Genomic DNA, 14,126 nt, shown 5'->3' on the forward strand with positions numbered 1-14,126 from the left:
TCATTTAGCTTTCTTCGTTCAAAAGACGAAAATTACTGCCTCAAACACAAAATCATGTGACATAATTTGACCCAGATTACTCTCTGCGTTACTTTTCCAGCACTTAGAAAATAGTGAAAAATTTATGGCCGCTAAAAAACCAGAAAATATGGCATTTGAAGCAGCATTAGATGAACTCGATTCCATTGTAAACGAGTTAGAGTCTGGTGATATTGCACTCGAAGATGCACTAAAGAAATTTGAACGTGGCATTATGCTTGCTCGCACTAGTCAGAAAAAACTAACACAAGCAGAACAGCGTGTAGAAATATTACTTCAAGCTGATGATGAAGCACCCCTGACTGAATTTAATGAGAACAATGAATAACAATTTAACTTTATCACAGTCACTGAAGCATTATCAGGATCGTAGTAATCAACATTTAGCTCAATGGCTTGAAGCGCAGCCTTTTGCCGATCAAGCACTAGTAAAAACCATGAAATATGGCACATTACTCGGCGGCAAACGCGCACGTCCGTTTTTAACCTATATTACGGGTCAAATGCTAGGGGCTGAATGCGCCGATCTTGATACTCCTGCTGCAGCGGTAGAATGTATTCATGCTTATTCATTAATTCATGATGACCTGCCTGCTATGGATGACGATGAGCTACGTCGTGGTCACCCAACATGCCACATTGCATTTGATGAAGCTTTAGCTATTCTTGCTGGAGATGCACTGCAAACACTTGCTTTCGAAATTCTTGCTGATGGCAAATTAAATGATGACGGTAATACTCAACGTATCGCGATGATCAAAGAGCTTGCCCAAGCCTCTGGTGCTGCGGGAATGTGTGTAGGTCAAGCACTTGATTTAGAAGCAGAAGGTAAACAGGTTGATTTACAGCAGCTTGAAACTATTCACAAGCACAAAACGGGGGCACTTATCCGATGTGCCGTACGTTTAGGTGCACTCGCTGCAGGTCAAAAAGGCGTAGCGGTATTGCCACAGCTAAACCAATTCGCCGACGCAATTGGTCTCGCATTCCAAGTTCAAGACGATATTCTTGATGTTACAAGTGATACTGAAACACTGGGGAAACCACAAGGTTCAGATCTCGCGCTTGATAAAAGTACCTACCCAGCTTTACTAGGATTGGAAGGTGCACAACAAAAAACACAACAACTTTATCAAGAAGCGCTACAAGCATTGGATGCAATACCCTACAATACAACCCAATTAGAAGTTTTTGCCCGATACATTATCGAACGCAATAACTAAAATCAGTAAAAGCGCCGAAATGTTATGACTCTGGATATATCAAAATACCCTCATCTTGCTTTAGCCAATACGCCAGATGAACTACGCTTACTGCCGGTTGAAAGTTTACCGGAGGTATGTGATGAACTACGTACCTACTTGCTTAACTCAGTCAGCCAGTCAAGCGGGCATTTTGCCTCAGGTCTTGGTGCTGTAGAACTGACTGTTGCCCTACATCATGTGTATAACACGCCTTTTGATCATTTGATCTGGGATGTAGGCCATCAAGCTTACCCACATAAAATTCTAACTGGTCGTCGTGACCAAATGTCAACGATCCGCCAAAAAAACGGTATCCACCCATTTCCTTGGCGTGGTGAGAGTGAGTACGACGTATTATCTGTCGGTCACTCTTCAACCTCGATCAGTGCTGGTCTTGGAATGGCTATAACCGCTAATAAAGAAGGCTTAGGCCGTAAAGTTGTTAGCGTAATTGGTGATGGGGCGATTACCGCAGGCATGGCGTTTGAAGCCATGAACCATGCTGGTGATGTACATTCAGACATGTTAGTGATTCTAAATGACAATGAAATGTCAATTTCAGAAAATGTCGGCGCACTGAATAATCACTTAGCTCGCTTACTCTCTGGCAGCCTTTACACCACCATTCGTGAAGGCGGCAAGAAAGTATTAGCTGGCGCACCGCCGATCAAAGAATTGGTTAAACGCGCAGAAGAACATATCAAGGGCATGGTTGTTCCTGGCACCATGTTTGAAGAGCTAGGCTTCAACTATATTGGCCCTGTTGATGGTCATGATGTTACTGAATTAGTCAAAACCTTGAAGAACATGCGTAACCTTAAAGGACCGCAGTTCCTTCATATTATGACGAAAAAAGGTAAAGGTTACGCACCAGCTGAAGCGGATCCAATTAATTACCATGCAGTACCTAAATTCGATCTAAGTCAAAATCCGTTACCAAAAGCGACAAATGCTAAACCGACTTTCTCGAAAATTTTCGGCGATTGGCTATGTGATATGGCCGCTGAAGATGAAAAACTAATGGCTATCACGCCAGCGATGCGTGAAGGCTCTGGCATGGTACGCTTCTCGAAAGAATACCCAAGCCAGTATTTTGATGTCGCGATTGCAGAGCAACACGCTGTAACCCTCGCAAGTGGTATGGCTATCGGTGGATATAACCCCGTTGTTGCTATCTACTCGACATTTTTACAGCGTGGCTATGATCAATTAATTCACGATGTTGCCATTATGGAACTTCCCGTAATGTTTGCTATTGATCGTGGTGGTCTAGTTGGCGCTGATGGTCAAACTCACCAAGGTGCTTTTGATCTTAGCTTTATGCGTTGTATTCCTAATATAGTGATTATGGTACCAAGCGACGAAAATGAATGTCGCCAAATGCTATATACGGGTCATAAGCATCAAGGTCCAAGCGCGGTACGTTACCCTCGCGGTAATGGATTAGGCGCAGATATACAGCAAGAGATGACCGCACTTGAAATCGGTAAAGGGATTGTTCGCCGTCAAGGTGAGAAGATTGCTATCCTGAGTTTCGGTACGATGCTTGAATATACGTTAGAAGCCGCTGAGAAATTGAATGCGACGGTGGCTGATATGCGGTTTGTAAAACCACTTGATGAAGCGCTCATTCTAGAATTAGCCGCCAAGCATGATGTATTGGTAACGGTTGAAGAAAATGCTATTGCCGGTGGTGCCGGGAGTGGTGTTATCGAGTTCATGATGAAGTCAAAATGCTTAAAGCCAGTGCTTAACATTGGTCTTCCCGACCGTTTTGTTGAACAAGGTACACAGCAAGAACTGCATACCGCATTAGAAATTGATGCCGCTGGTATTGAAAAGCAGATTCGTGATTATATTGCTTAATACCATTTTACTTACCTTTCCTAGTTTCTAGCCTTTACTAGAAACTAGGACGCTTCTCTGCCTACTCTATTCGATCTCTATCTTACTCTTTTAAGCACAGCCCCTTCATAACCACCCAATTCAATATAATGCATAGGTGCACTCAACGAGCCGTCGCGATTCACACGTCGATATACACCAGGCAACGAAACGCGTAATGGTTTTGAATTAAAATAACTCGCTTGATTACGCTCTTTGGCAGCTCGATAAACTACCAAACCATCACTGTATTGCCTTGCCATCACACCTTCTTTTGGAAATTCACTGACCCAGCCAGAACGGTATAACCAAAACCAGTTCGCTTTATGTAAACTCACCTTTTCTTGTCCGACTAGAAGCTTTGTTTCTGTTGTTTTTGCTTTACCTTGCTTACTTTTCCAGTAAACAGGCTTGTAACCTTTCGGAGTTTTACTGGGGTACCCAATAGAAATATCGAGCATTTTAGTCGGTTGATAAGCCCAATTTTTCGGTATACCTTGGCGATACCAATTCGACGAGCCGCGATTATCATTATCAAACTGGGTATTATTACTGCCGTAAATAAACGTCTGATTCCAGCTATGGTAATACGTTACTTTTGGCAAATTAAAAAAGTAATATAAGGCTAAACCCGTCTCGATATCTTTATGCCATGCAATACTAGAGGTGAGATTATTTTCGCTTCTTCCCCCTCGTGTTGTTGTCATGATTAAACTTTTATCACCTAATTTCGCTAATGCAAAGCTATCCCACGATCGTTGCATTCGATCTAACCCCATAGCGGGGCTAAGATAATGCTCACGTAACCATACGTCCATTATATCGCGTAACGGTGTGGGCCAAGCGGTGTACTCCCAAAGGTTAAGCTCTGATATATTTGCCGCTAACCAGCGTGTGCCGGTTTTAATTTTGACTATTTGAAGAAAGCCAGCCATCTGCTCGGCGTAAAATTTAGCGGCCTCATCATTACCAACCTTAAAAGGAAGCTCTGCAATCTGCCCGCCAGTTATTAACGTAAATTGATTTTCGCCAAGCAATTTCGCCATATCATCGTTATAAGCACCGCTCAAACCTTGTCGTTGCCAATCATAATGATACCAATCACCGTATAAATCATTTATATCAGTGCGGTTAAAATTGGTTCGATACCAACAGCTATTTCTCCAAAGCCCAGAGGCTGGAATTAATCTCGCTTGATGCTTAAAACGCGCACTGGCATTTACGTTACTTCTTGTGCTGTATTCAATTTTATTAATAAATCCATCATGATTACGATCATTTTGATCATCCCAGCCAGGGAAAGACAAGCTGTTATTATCAGCCTCAATCCAAGGCTTTACACTCAATGCAGACAACGTTGTACCTGCTGGCCAATTTAATTTTAATGCCCAAATTTTCAAGCCACTACTTAATACCTTCAACCCCGTGTTCATTTCGCGATCTTGATAAAAAGGGAATGCCGACAGCCAAGCAGATGCAAATGAAAACTCACCTTGCCAAGTATTTTGTCGCTTTAGCCACTGGGTATCTGACGGGATCCATTTCGCGATATTGCCATCATCACCAGCAACACTTCTCATAACGGTCGGAACGGTATCAGCAACTACATCAAACTGATCAAACGGATAAGAAGAGATCAATATTATTTCGTCTGAAGGCTTAAGGGTTAAAGGCGGTCGGGCGGTAGAAAGATTGCCATCACGAATGAGCAATAAATGAAGGGGCTGCCCTTTTAGTAAGTAATCCATCCCCCCATCTACCGAAGGAACAGATAAGACAGTATCTTCCAAGTAATGAAGATACGCATTTTCAACGTCGATACCTCGTTCTGCCGTTTTTTTATTTAACCATGCGGTTTTTTCTTCGGGTCGACAATCAAACTTCTGGGTATACATATAGCCCATCGCGATTGTTTGCTGGTTTAAGGCAGCATCATCTAAACTGCCAAAGACCACATCAGCATGCTGAACTTCCCACTCTTTTACCTCTTTGGCGGAATCAAACACTGATGTCGCTAACGGCTCTTCCCACACGCCGGGTAATACCCAGCCAGTTGCCGTTGATGGATATACTTGGCTTGACGCCGAAAAAGAAATAACAAAGAATGCAATCCAAACAAGGTGTAACCAACCCATATCTCACCATGACAGTTAGTGATTTAGTTTACATAAAGGTTAGACGAACAAATAATAGCCTGTTGATTGATTTAGCTTAAGGTATAAAAAAACCGCGCCATGCGCGGTTTAATAATGGTATTCAACTGAAACAGTAAATACTGAGTTAATATAACGATTACCAGCCAAACCAGTAACCGACACCCCATAGGCAAATCATCGCCATAAAACCAGCTAGGATGTCGTCAACCATAATGCCAAAACCACCATGCACATGCTTATCTAACCAACTGATAGGCCATGGCTTGATCATGTCGAAGAATCGGAACAACACAAATCCCGCCAGTATCCATTGCCAATTCACCACAGGCGCAATGGCCATCGTGATCCAGAAACCAACAAATTCATCCCACACAATACTGCCGTGATCATGTACTCCCATATCATCAGACGTTTTCTGACAAATAGTAATACCAATCACCGCAGCAACAATCGTTATTAAAATGTATGCAGCAAAGGGAAGTTGAACGATCAATAAATACAAAGGTATAGATGCAACTGTACCCATTGTTCCGGGAATAATCGGTGATAAACCACTCCCGAAGCCTGTGGCTAAAAAGTGCCACGGGTTTTTTAAATTTATTCTATCTTTAGGATTACTCACACTTTACTCCGCGAAATGATCAAAACCGTGCAACTGCCAATCTAGCAGTTTATCGTTTTGGGTCAACTGAATACCTTGTCCTGGTCGCAACTGACCAATACAAGTCACTTTAACCCCAGAGTGTGCTAGAGATGTATCGACGGCTCCTCGATTTTCCTCTGGAACAGTAAAGCATAATTCATATTCCTCACCACTGGTAAGCGCAAGCTGCTGGGCTTTTTGTCTATCACTCTCGAACGTAAGTAGTTCATCAGAAAGAGGTAATTTATCAACATCAATAACGGCTGAAACCTGCGACCGTTTTAGAATATGCCCCAAATCTGAAATAAGCCCATCAGAAATATCTAATGCCGCAGAAGCGATACCAATCAATGCTTGCCCAGCAAGTATTCTAGGATGCGCTTTAAAGTGACGTTCTAATAGGGTATTTCTTAATGCATCATCTTCAACCGTGACTTCATTAAGCAATATCGCTAACCCTGCCGCACTATCACCGAGGTTTCCGGTTACATAAATCCAATCACCAGAATTTGCCCCTGCGCGCGTGAGTGCCTTCCCTTCCGGAACAAAACCGTGAACGGTCAGGGTAATGCTTAGCGGGCCTTTAGTCGTATCACCACCAATAAGCTGCACATTAAAATATTCTGCTAGGGCAAAGAACCCTTCACAAAATTGGCTTAACCATGCTTCATTAGGCTCGGGCATGGTCAGTGCTAACGATACCCATGCAGGTGTTGCCCCCATTGCCGCTAAATCACTAAGGTTCGACGCTAAGGCTTTATGAGCAATGAGTGCAGGATCGGCATCAGCAAGAAAATGGGTTCCCGCAACAAGGGAATCCGTGCTGACAGCAAGGTGACTGCCAGTAGGCACAGAGAGTAAAGCGCAATCATCGCCAATTGCGAGGGCAACATCACGACGATTGACAGATTGGTGCTCAAAATAGCGAGCGATAAGATCAAATTCGGTACTGGCCATAATATTTTATTATTAGTTGATGAATATGATAGTAAACAGAAAAATCAGATAGAAAAAAGGCCAGCAATTGCTGGCCTCAAAACGTCTTTTTCGATTACTTTTTACGAAGTGTTGGTGCTGCTTTATCAAGCACACCGTTCACAAATTTGTGGCTATCTTCAGCACCGAATATCTTAGCTAATTCGATTGCTTCATTGATAACAACTTTATAAGGAACATCTTCACGTTTAGTCATCTCATACATCGCTAAGCGAAGTAGAGCAAGCTCCATCTGGTCCAAATCTTGAAGTGGACGAGAAAGGTAAGGACGCATCTTGCTGTCCAATTCCTGATGGTTCTGTACAACACCATTCAAAAGATCATGAAAGTAGTTCAGATCTGTATGTGGTGCAGCAAGAATAGGTGCATCAGCCTGGTGCTCTTCTTCTTCAAATTTGTCATCAGAAAGGAACTGTTGCTCGATTTCCGCAACATTACCTTTCGTGATCTGCCATGAATAAATTGCTTGGATAGCAAAATGACGAGCATTACGACGTGCAGCTGGTTTCACATTAACCCCCATTAGGATTCGATTTGGGACAGTACATTTACCATTTCAAGCGCGCTTAGTGCAGCCTCTGCCCCTTTATTACCAGCCTTGGTACCGGCACGCTCAATGGCTTGTTCGATTGAATCTACAGTCAGAACGCCAAATGCAACTGGAGTATTGTACTCTAGTGCGACTTGCGCCAGACCTTTATTACACTCGCCGGCAACATAATCAAAGTGTGGTGTTCCACCACGGATCACAGAGCCTAAAGCAACGATAGCGTCATAACGATCGCTCTTAGCAACCTGCTGAGCAACAAGTGGTAACTCATAAGCGCCAGGGCAACGAACAACTGTAATATTGTCATCGCTTACCTGACCTTGACGTTTAAGCGCATCTAATGCACCAGCAAGTAAGCTTTCATTAATAAAGCTGTTGAAACGTGCAATTACGATAGCAATTTTTGCGTTTGGTGCCGCGATAGCGCCTTCAATTACATTCATGGGCCTTCCTGTGACTATGTCTTTCCGATACGAGAAACCGCGGGAGTCTACCACACTTTATATAAAAGTCGCTACGGACAACCGCTGGTTTATTCGTTTGATTAAATTAAAGCCCTCTAAAATGCTTATCGCACTTTGGGACAAAATAGATATTACTTACATTCCCGGCTGGCAATTTACCAACCAAGCAATAATTATTCACAAATATATTCTACAACTTCTAGGCCAAAACCTGAAAGTGAATGATAACGTTGTGTACTTGATGCAAGCAGACGCATTTTTGAAACGCCTAAATCCGATAAAATCTGAGAGCCCACACCAACCTGACGAGATTGATCTTTCGGGTTCAATTTCACTTTCGGCTGTCCGTTATCGTTCGCCGCAAGGTTTTTCACTTTCGTGATAATCGTGTCATGATTTTCTTGCTTGCTCAGCACAACCAACACACCACCTTCAGAAGCAATGCGTTGCATTGCAGTAGGCAATGTCCATTGCGATGCACCTGAATGTAGAACATCTTTAAACGTGTCTTGCAAATGAACACGTACTAACGTTTCTGCATTTTCTTTTACATCACCACTACGCAATGCATAGTGAATTTCATTATCGATGGTATCACGGTACGTAATCATATCGAACTCACCAAACTCTGTTGGTAAACGGCATTCTGCAATTCGTTCAATCGTGGTTTCGTTGTTATTACGATATTCGATAAGGTCAGCTATCGTACCTAGCTTCAATCCATGCTTTTCAGCAAACACTTCTAACTGAGGACGACGTGCCATTGTGCCATCTTCGTTTAGAATTTCCACAATAACACTTGAAGGCTCAAGACCTGCTAAACGCGCAATATCACAACCTGCTTCAGTATGACCAGCACGGCTAAGTACGCCACCTTCTTGTGCCATTAATGGGAAGATATGTCCCGGCATCACGATATCAGAAAAGCTGGCATTCGGTGCAACAGCGGCTTGTACTGTTGTTGCACGATCTGCGGCTGAAATACCAGTTGTTACGCCAACTGCTGCTTCAATAGAAACAGTGAAGTTAGTGCTAAACTGTTCAGTATTGTCTTGTACCATTAATGGTAGGCTGAGTTGCTTACAACGTGCATGCGTTAACGTTAGGCAAATCAAACCACGGCCGAACATTGCCATGAAGTTAACAGCTTCTGGCGTAATTTTCTCTGCTGCAATGATAAGATCGCCTTCATTTTCACGATCTTCATCATCCATCAAGATAACCATCTTACCTTGGCGAATATCATCAATAATTTCTTTCGCAGTGCTTAAACCCATAACAATACCCTTCTCTAATCTTTATCCTAAAAACCCAGTTCTTGCTAATAAGTCCATCGTGACTTCTGACTTTTTGTCAGCGGCTTTATCACCTAACATTAAGCGTTCTAAATAACGGGCAATAACATCAACTTCTAAGTTAACGACACGACCAACCTGGAATGATTCCATTGTCGTTTCTGAGGCAGTATGAGGAACAATCGTTAGCTTAAATTCATCACCACGAATTGCATTAACCGTAAGGCTGATACCATCAATCGATACTGAGCCTTTTTCAGAAATATATTTAGCTAAATGCGCTGGCGCCTTCACCCAAAATTCAATGGCGCGACCAGTGTGAGTGCGTTCAATGATCTTGCCCACCTCATCAACGTGACCTGATACCATATGACCACCAAAACGGGTGGTTGGTAACATCGCTTTTTCTAAATTCACTTTCTGGCCAGATTTATAGTCAGTAAAAGCAGTACGCTTTAATGTCTCTAACGATAAGTCAGCAACGTAGCCTTTACCAGTTAATGCCACAACGGTTAGACAAACCCCATTTGTAGCAATACTGTCACCCAGTTTAACATCGGATAAATCAAGGTTACCTGAATCAACCGTTACCGAAATATCAGCACCTTTAGGCGTCAATGCAGAAATAGTACCGATAGCTTCAATAATGCCAGTAAACATGTTTAAAATTCCTTGGTTCGCTCAAGCGTTAAACGCGAGCAATAATACGTAAATCAGGACCAATCATACGAACATCTGTTATCTCAAGGTTAAGTACTTGAGACATCGATGTCAGCCCTTTTAAGTTAATTAAGCTACGGCTATCACACCCCATCAGTTTAGGAGCTTGATAAAGAATAAGCTCGTCAACTAATCCTGCCGCTAACAATCCGCCCGCTAACTCAGCCCCCGCTTCCACCCAAATATGGTTAATATCTTGCTTTGCGAGTTCAAGCATTAGCGACGTTAAATTTAATTGCTCTGAATCATCTTGCTTTGGAATGAGCACTTGAGAAACAGAGTCAGACCACGTTTCTTGCCCCTCTTCAGCACGTGCTAATAGGGTTTTTCCCGCAAGACTAAACAGTTTAAAATCGGGTGTGACACGGTTTTTACTATCGATAATAACCCGCGTAGGTTGGCGTAAAGCGGCTTCTGGGTATTCAGCGTGTACTGGCTCACCCAGTTCACTCCAGCGTACATTTAATGATGGATCATCAGCAATAACGGTAGAGCTTGTTGATAAAACGGCTCCCGCTTTTGCGCGAAAGCGTTGCACATCGGCACGTGCTTCAGGGCCGGTAATCCACTTACTTTCACCATTTGATAACGCTGTTCGCCCATCAAGACTTGCTGCTAATTTTAGCTGTACATACGGTAGCCCGGTTTTCATTCGCTTGATAAAACCGAGATTCAACGCTTGCGCATCTGCTGCTAATAAACCCGTTTGCACTTCAATGCCCGCAATTTTCAGCATTTCAATACCACGGCCACCCACCTTAGGGTTGGGATCCACCATCGCGCAAACAACACGAGAAATATTGGCATTAATTAAGGCTTGAGCACAAGGTGGGGTACGACCAAAATGGGAACAGGGTTCAAGTGTTACATAAGCTGTCGCGCCTTTCGCTTGATCGCCAGCGGCACGCAATGCAAACACTTCAGCATGAGGTTGGCCAGCTTGATAGTGAAAACCTTCACCAACAATGGTAGCACCTTGAGCAATAACGCAACCTACATTGGGATTAGGTGCAGTAGTGAAGCGACCACGTTTTGCCAATTCAATGGCACGTAGCATCATGGAGTGATCAATAGATGAGAACATCGAATGCATTCTTTTAGCTTAGAGAGTAATAGTCTAGCTCGCTGATTCTTTTAGAAAGCAGCAAGCTAATACTATTCTTTTATTTTTCTAACTTGGCAATTTCTTCGCCAAATTCACGGATATCTTCAAAACTACGATAAACAGAAGCAAAGCGGATATAAGCAACTTTATCCAATTCTTTTAGTGCTTCCATTACTAAGTTACCAATCATATCTGATGGTACTTCACGTTCACCCGTCGCGCGTAAACGGGACTTGATCGTGTTAATCGCACGTTCTATATCATCTGCGCTCACCGGACGTTTTTCTAACGCACGCTGAATACCACCACGAAGTTTATCTTCATTGAATGAATCGCGGTTGCCATCGGTTTTTATTACTCTTGGCATCACCAATTCGGCAGTCTCAAACGTTGTATAGCGTTCATTGCACGCTAAACATTGGCGACGACGACGAACTTGATGACCATCTGCAACTAAACGGGAATCGATTACTTTGGTGTCATTGGCACCACAAAAAGGACAATGCATCACGCCTCCTAACTTTCGTCGACTCAGTGTACCCCATTTCAACGCCAGAAAGAGAGTATAACCAGGGTTTTATTTATAATCTCATAACAAAAAGACGGTACATTGTAGCTATTTGTTATGAAAAACAAAACGGCACCTTAAAAGGTGCCGTTAATTTAGGTTTGAAGCACGAAGTGACTACTATTTAATCACCGTCGGTCAAATATTGATTAAGCGTATACAGGTAAGCGCTTACAAATTTCTAATACTTTCGCTTTCGTTGCTTCGATAACTTCAGGTTTATCTGTGTTATCAAGTACATCACAAATCCAACCAGCAAGCTGCTTAGTATCTTCAACCGTAAAACCGCGGCGAGTGATTGATGGTGTACCAATACGAATACCTGACGTTACAAACGGGCTGCGTGGATCGTTTGGAACGCTGTTTTTGTTAACGGTAATGTTAGCTGCACCCAGTGCGGCATCCGCTTCTTTACCTGTGATACCTTTGTCGATTAAATCAACAAGGAACAAGTGATTCTCAGTGCTACCAGATACAATCTTGTAACCGCGCTCTAAGAACTCGCCAACCATTGCTTTCGCATTTTCAACAACACAAGCTTGATAAACTTTGAATTCAGGTTCCATTGCTTCTTTGAAGGCTACCGCTTTTGCTGCGATAACATGCATTAGAGGACCACCCTGACCACCAGGGAATACCGCTGAATTCAACTTCTTATAAAGAGCTTCACCGTCATTAGACAAAATTAGACCGCCACGAGGACCAGCTAATGTTTTATGCGTTGTTGTTGTTACAACATGGGCATGTGGAACCGGGTTAGGGTAAACACCTGCCGCAATAAGACCCGCAACGTGTGCCATATCAACAAAAAAGTATGCACCCACTTTGTCTGCGATTTCACGCATGCGTTTCCAGTCAACAACCTGAGAATACGCAGAGAAACCACCGATAATCATCTTAGGTTTGTGCTCTAACGCCAATGCTTCCATTTCTTCGTAATCGATCTGACCAGTTTCATCGATGCCGTAAGGGATGATGTTGTATAACTTACCAGAAAAGTTTACTGGAGAACCGTGAGTCAAGTGACCACCGTGAGCAAGGCTCATACCTAATACAGTGTCGCCTGGATTTAGTAGGGCCATGTAAACGGCGTTGTTAGCTTGAGAACCAGAGTGAGGCTGTACGTTCGCGTATTCAGCACCAAAAAGCTGACATGCACGATCAATCGCTAGTTGTTCTGCTTTATCAACAAACTCACAACCACCGTAATAACGCTTACCTGGGTAACCTTCAGCATATTTGTTAGTCAGCTGAGATCCTTGAGCTTCCATTACTCGTGGGCTTGTGTAGTTTTCAGAAGCGATCAACTCGATGTGTTCTTCTTGACGTGCTGTTTCTTCCTGAATGGCTGCAAAAAGTTCCGCATCATAGTCGGCAATATTCATATCGCGCTTTAGCATCTGTCTCTCCTGACTAAGGTAGGTATAACCACAATATTTGGGTAAAAACGAAAAACCGCAAAGCTAGACGCCACGTGGACGCAAACGTTTTCGTATTACCAGTAATTAACGCTGTATTTTACAGAAATTGATCTAAATCAGATACCCCTAAAATCATTTATTATTACAATTTCTTCATGTTTATTATCGATGATTACATGAATTATTTTCATACTCTTGCAAACACACTAGAGATAGAAAACACTCACTCTATATAAATTCAAGAAAAACCAAAAAAAAATATTTTACAACCATGTAAAAAAATCATTACAGTTTCTATTTTTTGCTTTTACCGTACTACTTCTTTCTATGAGGTTACACGATTAGAATTGCGCCCATAAATTATAAGGAGTTTTGTTTTGAGCGGTTCCAAGCATTCATTGAATGAGAATATTATTGCCATTCTCACGGGTACATTTATCGTTGCACAGGGAATATTTTTTCTTCAACAAGCAGATCTTCTAACAGGAGGCACAACAGGGCTAGCATTGCTGCTTACCCAATTTGTTGATGTGTCTTTTGGTACGTTATATTTCTTGATGAACACCCCATTTTACCTTATGGCGTGGTTTCGCATGGGTAAATCATTTGCTATTACCAGCATCATTTCTGGTGGTCTCGTTTCGATTATTACTGACAATTTACACCTTGTATTAGAGATCAGCCGTTTAGACCCTATTTATTGTGCCATTCTCGGTGGTCTGTTGATGGGCTTAGGTATGCTAATACTCTTTCGTCATCGTACAAGTTTGGGTGGGTTCAATGTACTCGTTCTGTACTGCCAAGAAAAATTTGGTATTCCAGCAGGCAAAATGCAGATGGGCATTGATATCAGTATTTTAGTGTGTTCATTCTTCTTCGTAACACCCTTTGTGCTTATGCTCTCGGTATTAGGTGCAGTCATGCTTAATCTTGTATTAGCCATGAACCATAAACCAAGCCGTTACAATCCAAGTACGGCAAAAGCAAGCAGTTAGCAGTTATTGACTCGCATGCTCAAATAGCAAAAAGGCTTACCGTTAT

General features: G+C 42.6%; 14 protein-coding genes. 4 read left to right on the top strand and 10 right to left on the bottom strand.

The window, feature by feature from the left end; all coding sequences use genetic code 11:
* The first annotated feature begins 124 nt into the window (after positions 1-124).
* From xseB to dxs, 3 genes are read left to right on the top strand one after another with little or no spacing between them, the layout of a single operon-like run.
* Entirely contained in the window at positions 125-367 is a 243-nt protein-coding gene (xseB, locus tag C9J12_RS14630; protein WP_006230849.1) for an exodeoxyribonuclease VII small subunit, read from the top strand.
* The gene (gene ispA / locus C9J12_RS14635) at positions 360-1,262 is read left to right on the top strand and encodes a (2E,6E)-farnesyl diphosphate synthase (RefSeq protein WP_107243396.1); all 903 of its coding nucleotides are present in this window, start codon (positions 360-362) and stop codon (positions 1,260-1,262) included. The genes xseB and ispA overlap by 8 nt, the downstream gene beginning before the upstream one ends.
* A gap of 24 nt (positions 1,263-1,286) precedes the next feature.
* Positions 1,287-3,149, top strand: coding sequence for a 1-deoxy-D-xylulose-5-phosphate synthase (dxs, locus tag C9J12_RS14640; protein ID WP_107243397.1), 1,863 nt, complete (start codon positions 1,287-1,289; stop codon positions 3,147-3,149).
* A 77-nt stretch (positions 3,150-3,226) separates the two neighbouring features.
* On the opposite strand, the gene C9J12_RS14645 is transcribed toward dxs, so the two are convergent.
* The 10 genes from C9J12_RS14645 to glyA form a co-directional block, all read right to left on the bottom strand.
* Complete coding sequence (locus C9J12_RS14645) at positions 3,227-5,302, bottom strand: hypothetical protein (protein WP_107243398.1); 2,076 nt, start codon at positions 5,300-5,302, stop codon at positions 3,227-3,229.
* 157 nt (positions 5,303-5,459) lie between these two features.
* Positions 5,460-5,945, bottom strand: a complete 486-nt coding sequence (pgpA, locus tag C9J12_RS14650; RefSeq protein WP_107243399.1) for a phosphatidylglycerophosphatase A — start codon at positions 5,943-5,945, stop codon at positions 5,460-5,462.
* A gap of 3 nt (positions 5,946-5,948) precedes the next feature.
* Positions 5,949-6,923, bottom strand: a complete 975-nt coding sequence (gene thiL / locus C9J12_RS14655) for a thiamine-phosphate kinase (RefSeq protein ID WP_107243400.1) — start codon at positions 6,921-6,923, stop codon at positions 5,949-5,951.
* Between the two features lie 94 nt (positions 6,924-7,017).
* Positions 7,018-7,485, bottom strand: a complete 468-nt coding sequence (gene nusB / locus C9J12_RS14660; protein WP_041393918.1) for a transcription antitermination factor NusB — start codon at positions 7,483-7,485, stop codon at positions 7,018-7,020.
* Entirely contained in the window at positions 7,485-7,955 is a 471-nt protein-coding gene (gene ribH, locus C9J12_RS14665; protein ID WP_006230842.1) for a 6,7-dimethyl-8-ribityllumazine synthase, read from the bottom strand. Before ribH ends, nusB begins: the two co-directional genes overlap by 1 nt.
* A 194-nt stretch (positions 7,956-8,149) precedes the next feature.
* Positions 8,150-9,253 carry a bifunctional 3,4-dihydroxy-2-butanone-4-phosphate synthase/GTP cyclohydrolase II gene (ribBA, locus tag C9J12_RS14670; RefSeq protein ID WP_107243401.1) on the bottom strand — a complete coding sequence of 368 codons (1,104 nt, stop codon included), beginning with the start codon at positions 9,251-9,253 and terminating at the stop codon, positions 8,150-8,152.
* A 21-nt stretch (positions 9,254-9,274) separates the two neighbouring features.
* The gene (locus C9J12_RS14675) at positions 9,275-9,931 is read right to left on the bottom strand and encodes a riboflavin synthase (protein ID WP_006230840.1); all 657 of its coding nucleotides are present in this window, start codon (positions 9,929-9,931) and stop codon (positions 9,275-9,277) included.
* 28 nt (positions 9,932-9,959) lie between these two features.
* On the bottom strand, positions 9,960-11,075 hold the full coding sequence (gene ribD / locus C9J12_RS14680) for a bifunctional diaminohydroxyphosphoribosylaminopyrimidine deaminase/5-amino-6-(5-phosphoribosylamino)uracil reductase RibD (RefSeq protein WP_107243402.1): 1,116 nt from the start codon (positions 11,073-11,075) through the stop codon (positions 9,960-9,962).
* Positions 11,076-11,154: 79 nt separating this feature from the next.
* Positions 11,155-11,604, bottom strand: a complete 450-nt coding sequence (gene nrdR, locus C9J12_RS14685) for a transcriptional regulator NrdR (protein ID WP_011217550.1) — start codon at positions 11,602-11,604, stop codon at positions 11,155-11,157.
* A gap of 209 nt (positions 11,605-11,813) precedes the next feature.
* Positions 11,814-13,064 carry a serine hydroxymethyltransferase gene (glyA, locus tag C9J12_RS14690; protein WP_011217549.1) on the bottom strand — a complete coding sequence of 417 codons (1,251 nt, stop codon included), beginning with the start codon at positions 13,062-13,064 and terminating at the stop codon, positions 11,814-11,816.
* A 398-nt stretch (positions 13,065-13,462) separates the two neighbouring features.
* Between glyA and C9J12_RS14695 the strand changes: the two genes are divergently transcribed.
* Complete coding sequence (locus C9J12_RS14695) at positions 13,463-14,080, top strand: YitT family protein (protein WP_107243403.1); 618 nt, start codon at positions 13,463-13,465, stop codon at positions 14,078-14,080.
* The last annotated feature ends 46 nt before the right edge of the window (positions 14,081-14,126 follow it).

It is taken from the genome of Photobacterium frigidiphilum (genome assembly GCF_003025615.1).
GTDB lineage: Bacteria > Pseudomonadota > Gammaproteobacteria > Enterobacterales > Vibrionaceae > Photobacterium > Photobacterium frigidiphilum.

What these genes read in the sequence shown, in the direction of transcription:
- xseB (WP_006230849.1), top strand. Translation starts at nt 125, where the DNA reads ATGGCCGCTAAAAAACCAGAAAATATGGCATTTGAAGCAGCATTAGAT.
- ispA (WP_107243396.1), top strand. Translation starts at nt 360, where the DNA reads ATGAATAACAATTTAACTTTATCACAGTCACTGAAGCATTATCAGGAT.
- dxs (WP_107243397.1), top strand. Translation starts at nt 1,287, where the DNA reads ATGACTCTGGATATATCAAAATACCCTCATCTTGCTTTAGCCAATACG.
- C9J12_RS14645 (WP_107243398.1), bottom strand. Translation starts at nt 5,302, where the DNA reads ATGGGTTGGTTACACCTTGTTTGGATTGCATTCTTTGTTATTTCTTTT.
- thiL (WP_107243400.1), bottom strand. Translation starts at nt 6,923, where the DNA reads ATGGCCAGTACCGAATTTGATCTTATCGCTCGCTATTTTGAGCACCAA.
- nusB (WP_041393918.1), bottom strand. Translation starts at nt 7,485, where the DNA reads ATGGGGGTTAATGTGAAACCAGCTGCACGTCGTAATGCTCGTCATTTT.
- ribH (WP_006230842.1), bottom strand. Translation starts at nt 7,955, where the DNA reads ATGAATGTAATTGAAGGCGCTATCGCGGCACCAAACGCAAAAATTGCT.
- ribBA (WP_107243401.1), bottom strand. Translation starts at nt 9,253, where the DNA reads ATGGGTTTAAGCACTGCGAAAGAAATTATTGATGATATTCGCCAAGGT.
- C9J12_RS14675 (WP_006230840.1), bottom strand. Translation starts at nt 9,931, where the DNA reads ATGTTTACTGGCATTATTGAAGCTATCGGTACTATTTCTGCATTGACG.
- ribD (WP_107243402.1), bottom strand. Translation starts at nt 11,075, where the DNA reads ATGTTCTCATCTATTGATCACTCCATGATGCTACGTGCCATTGAATTG.
- nrdR (WP_011217550.1), bottom strand. Translation starts at nt 11,604, where the DNA reads ATGCATTGTCCTTTTTGTGGTGCCAATGACACCAAAGTAATCGATTCC.
- glyA (WP_011217549.1), bottom strand. Translation starts at nt 13,064, where the DNA reads ATGCTAAAGCGCGATATGAATATTGCCGACTATGATGCGGAACTTTTT.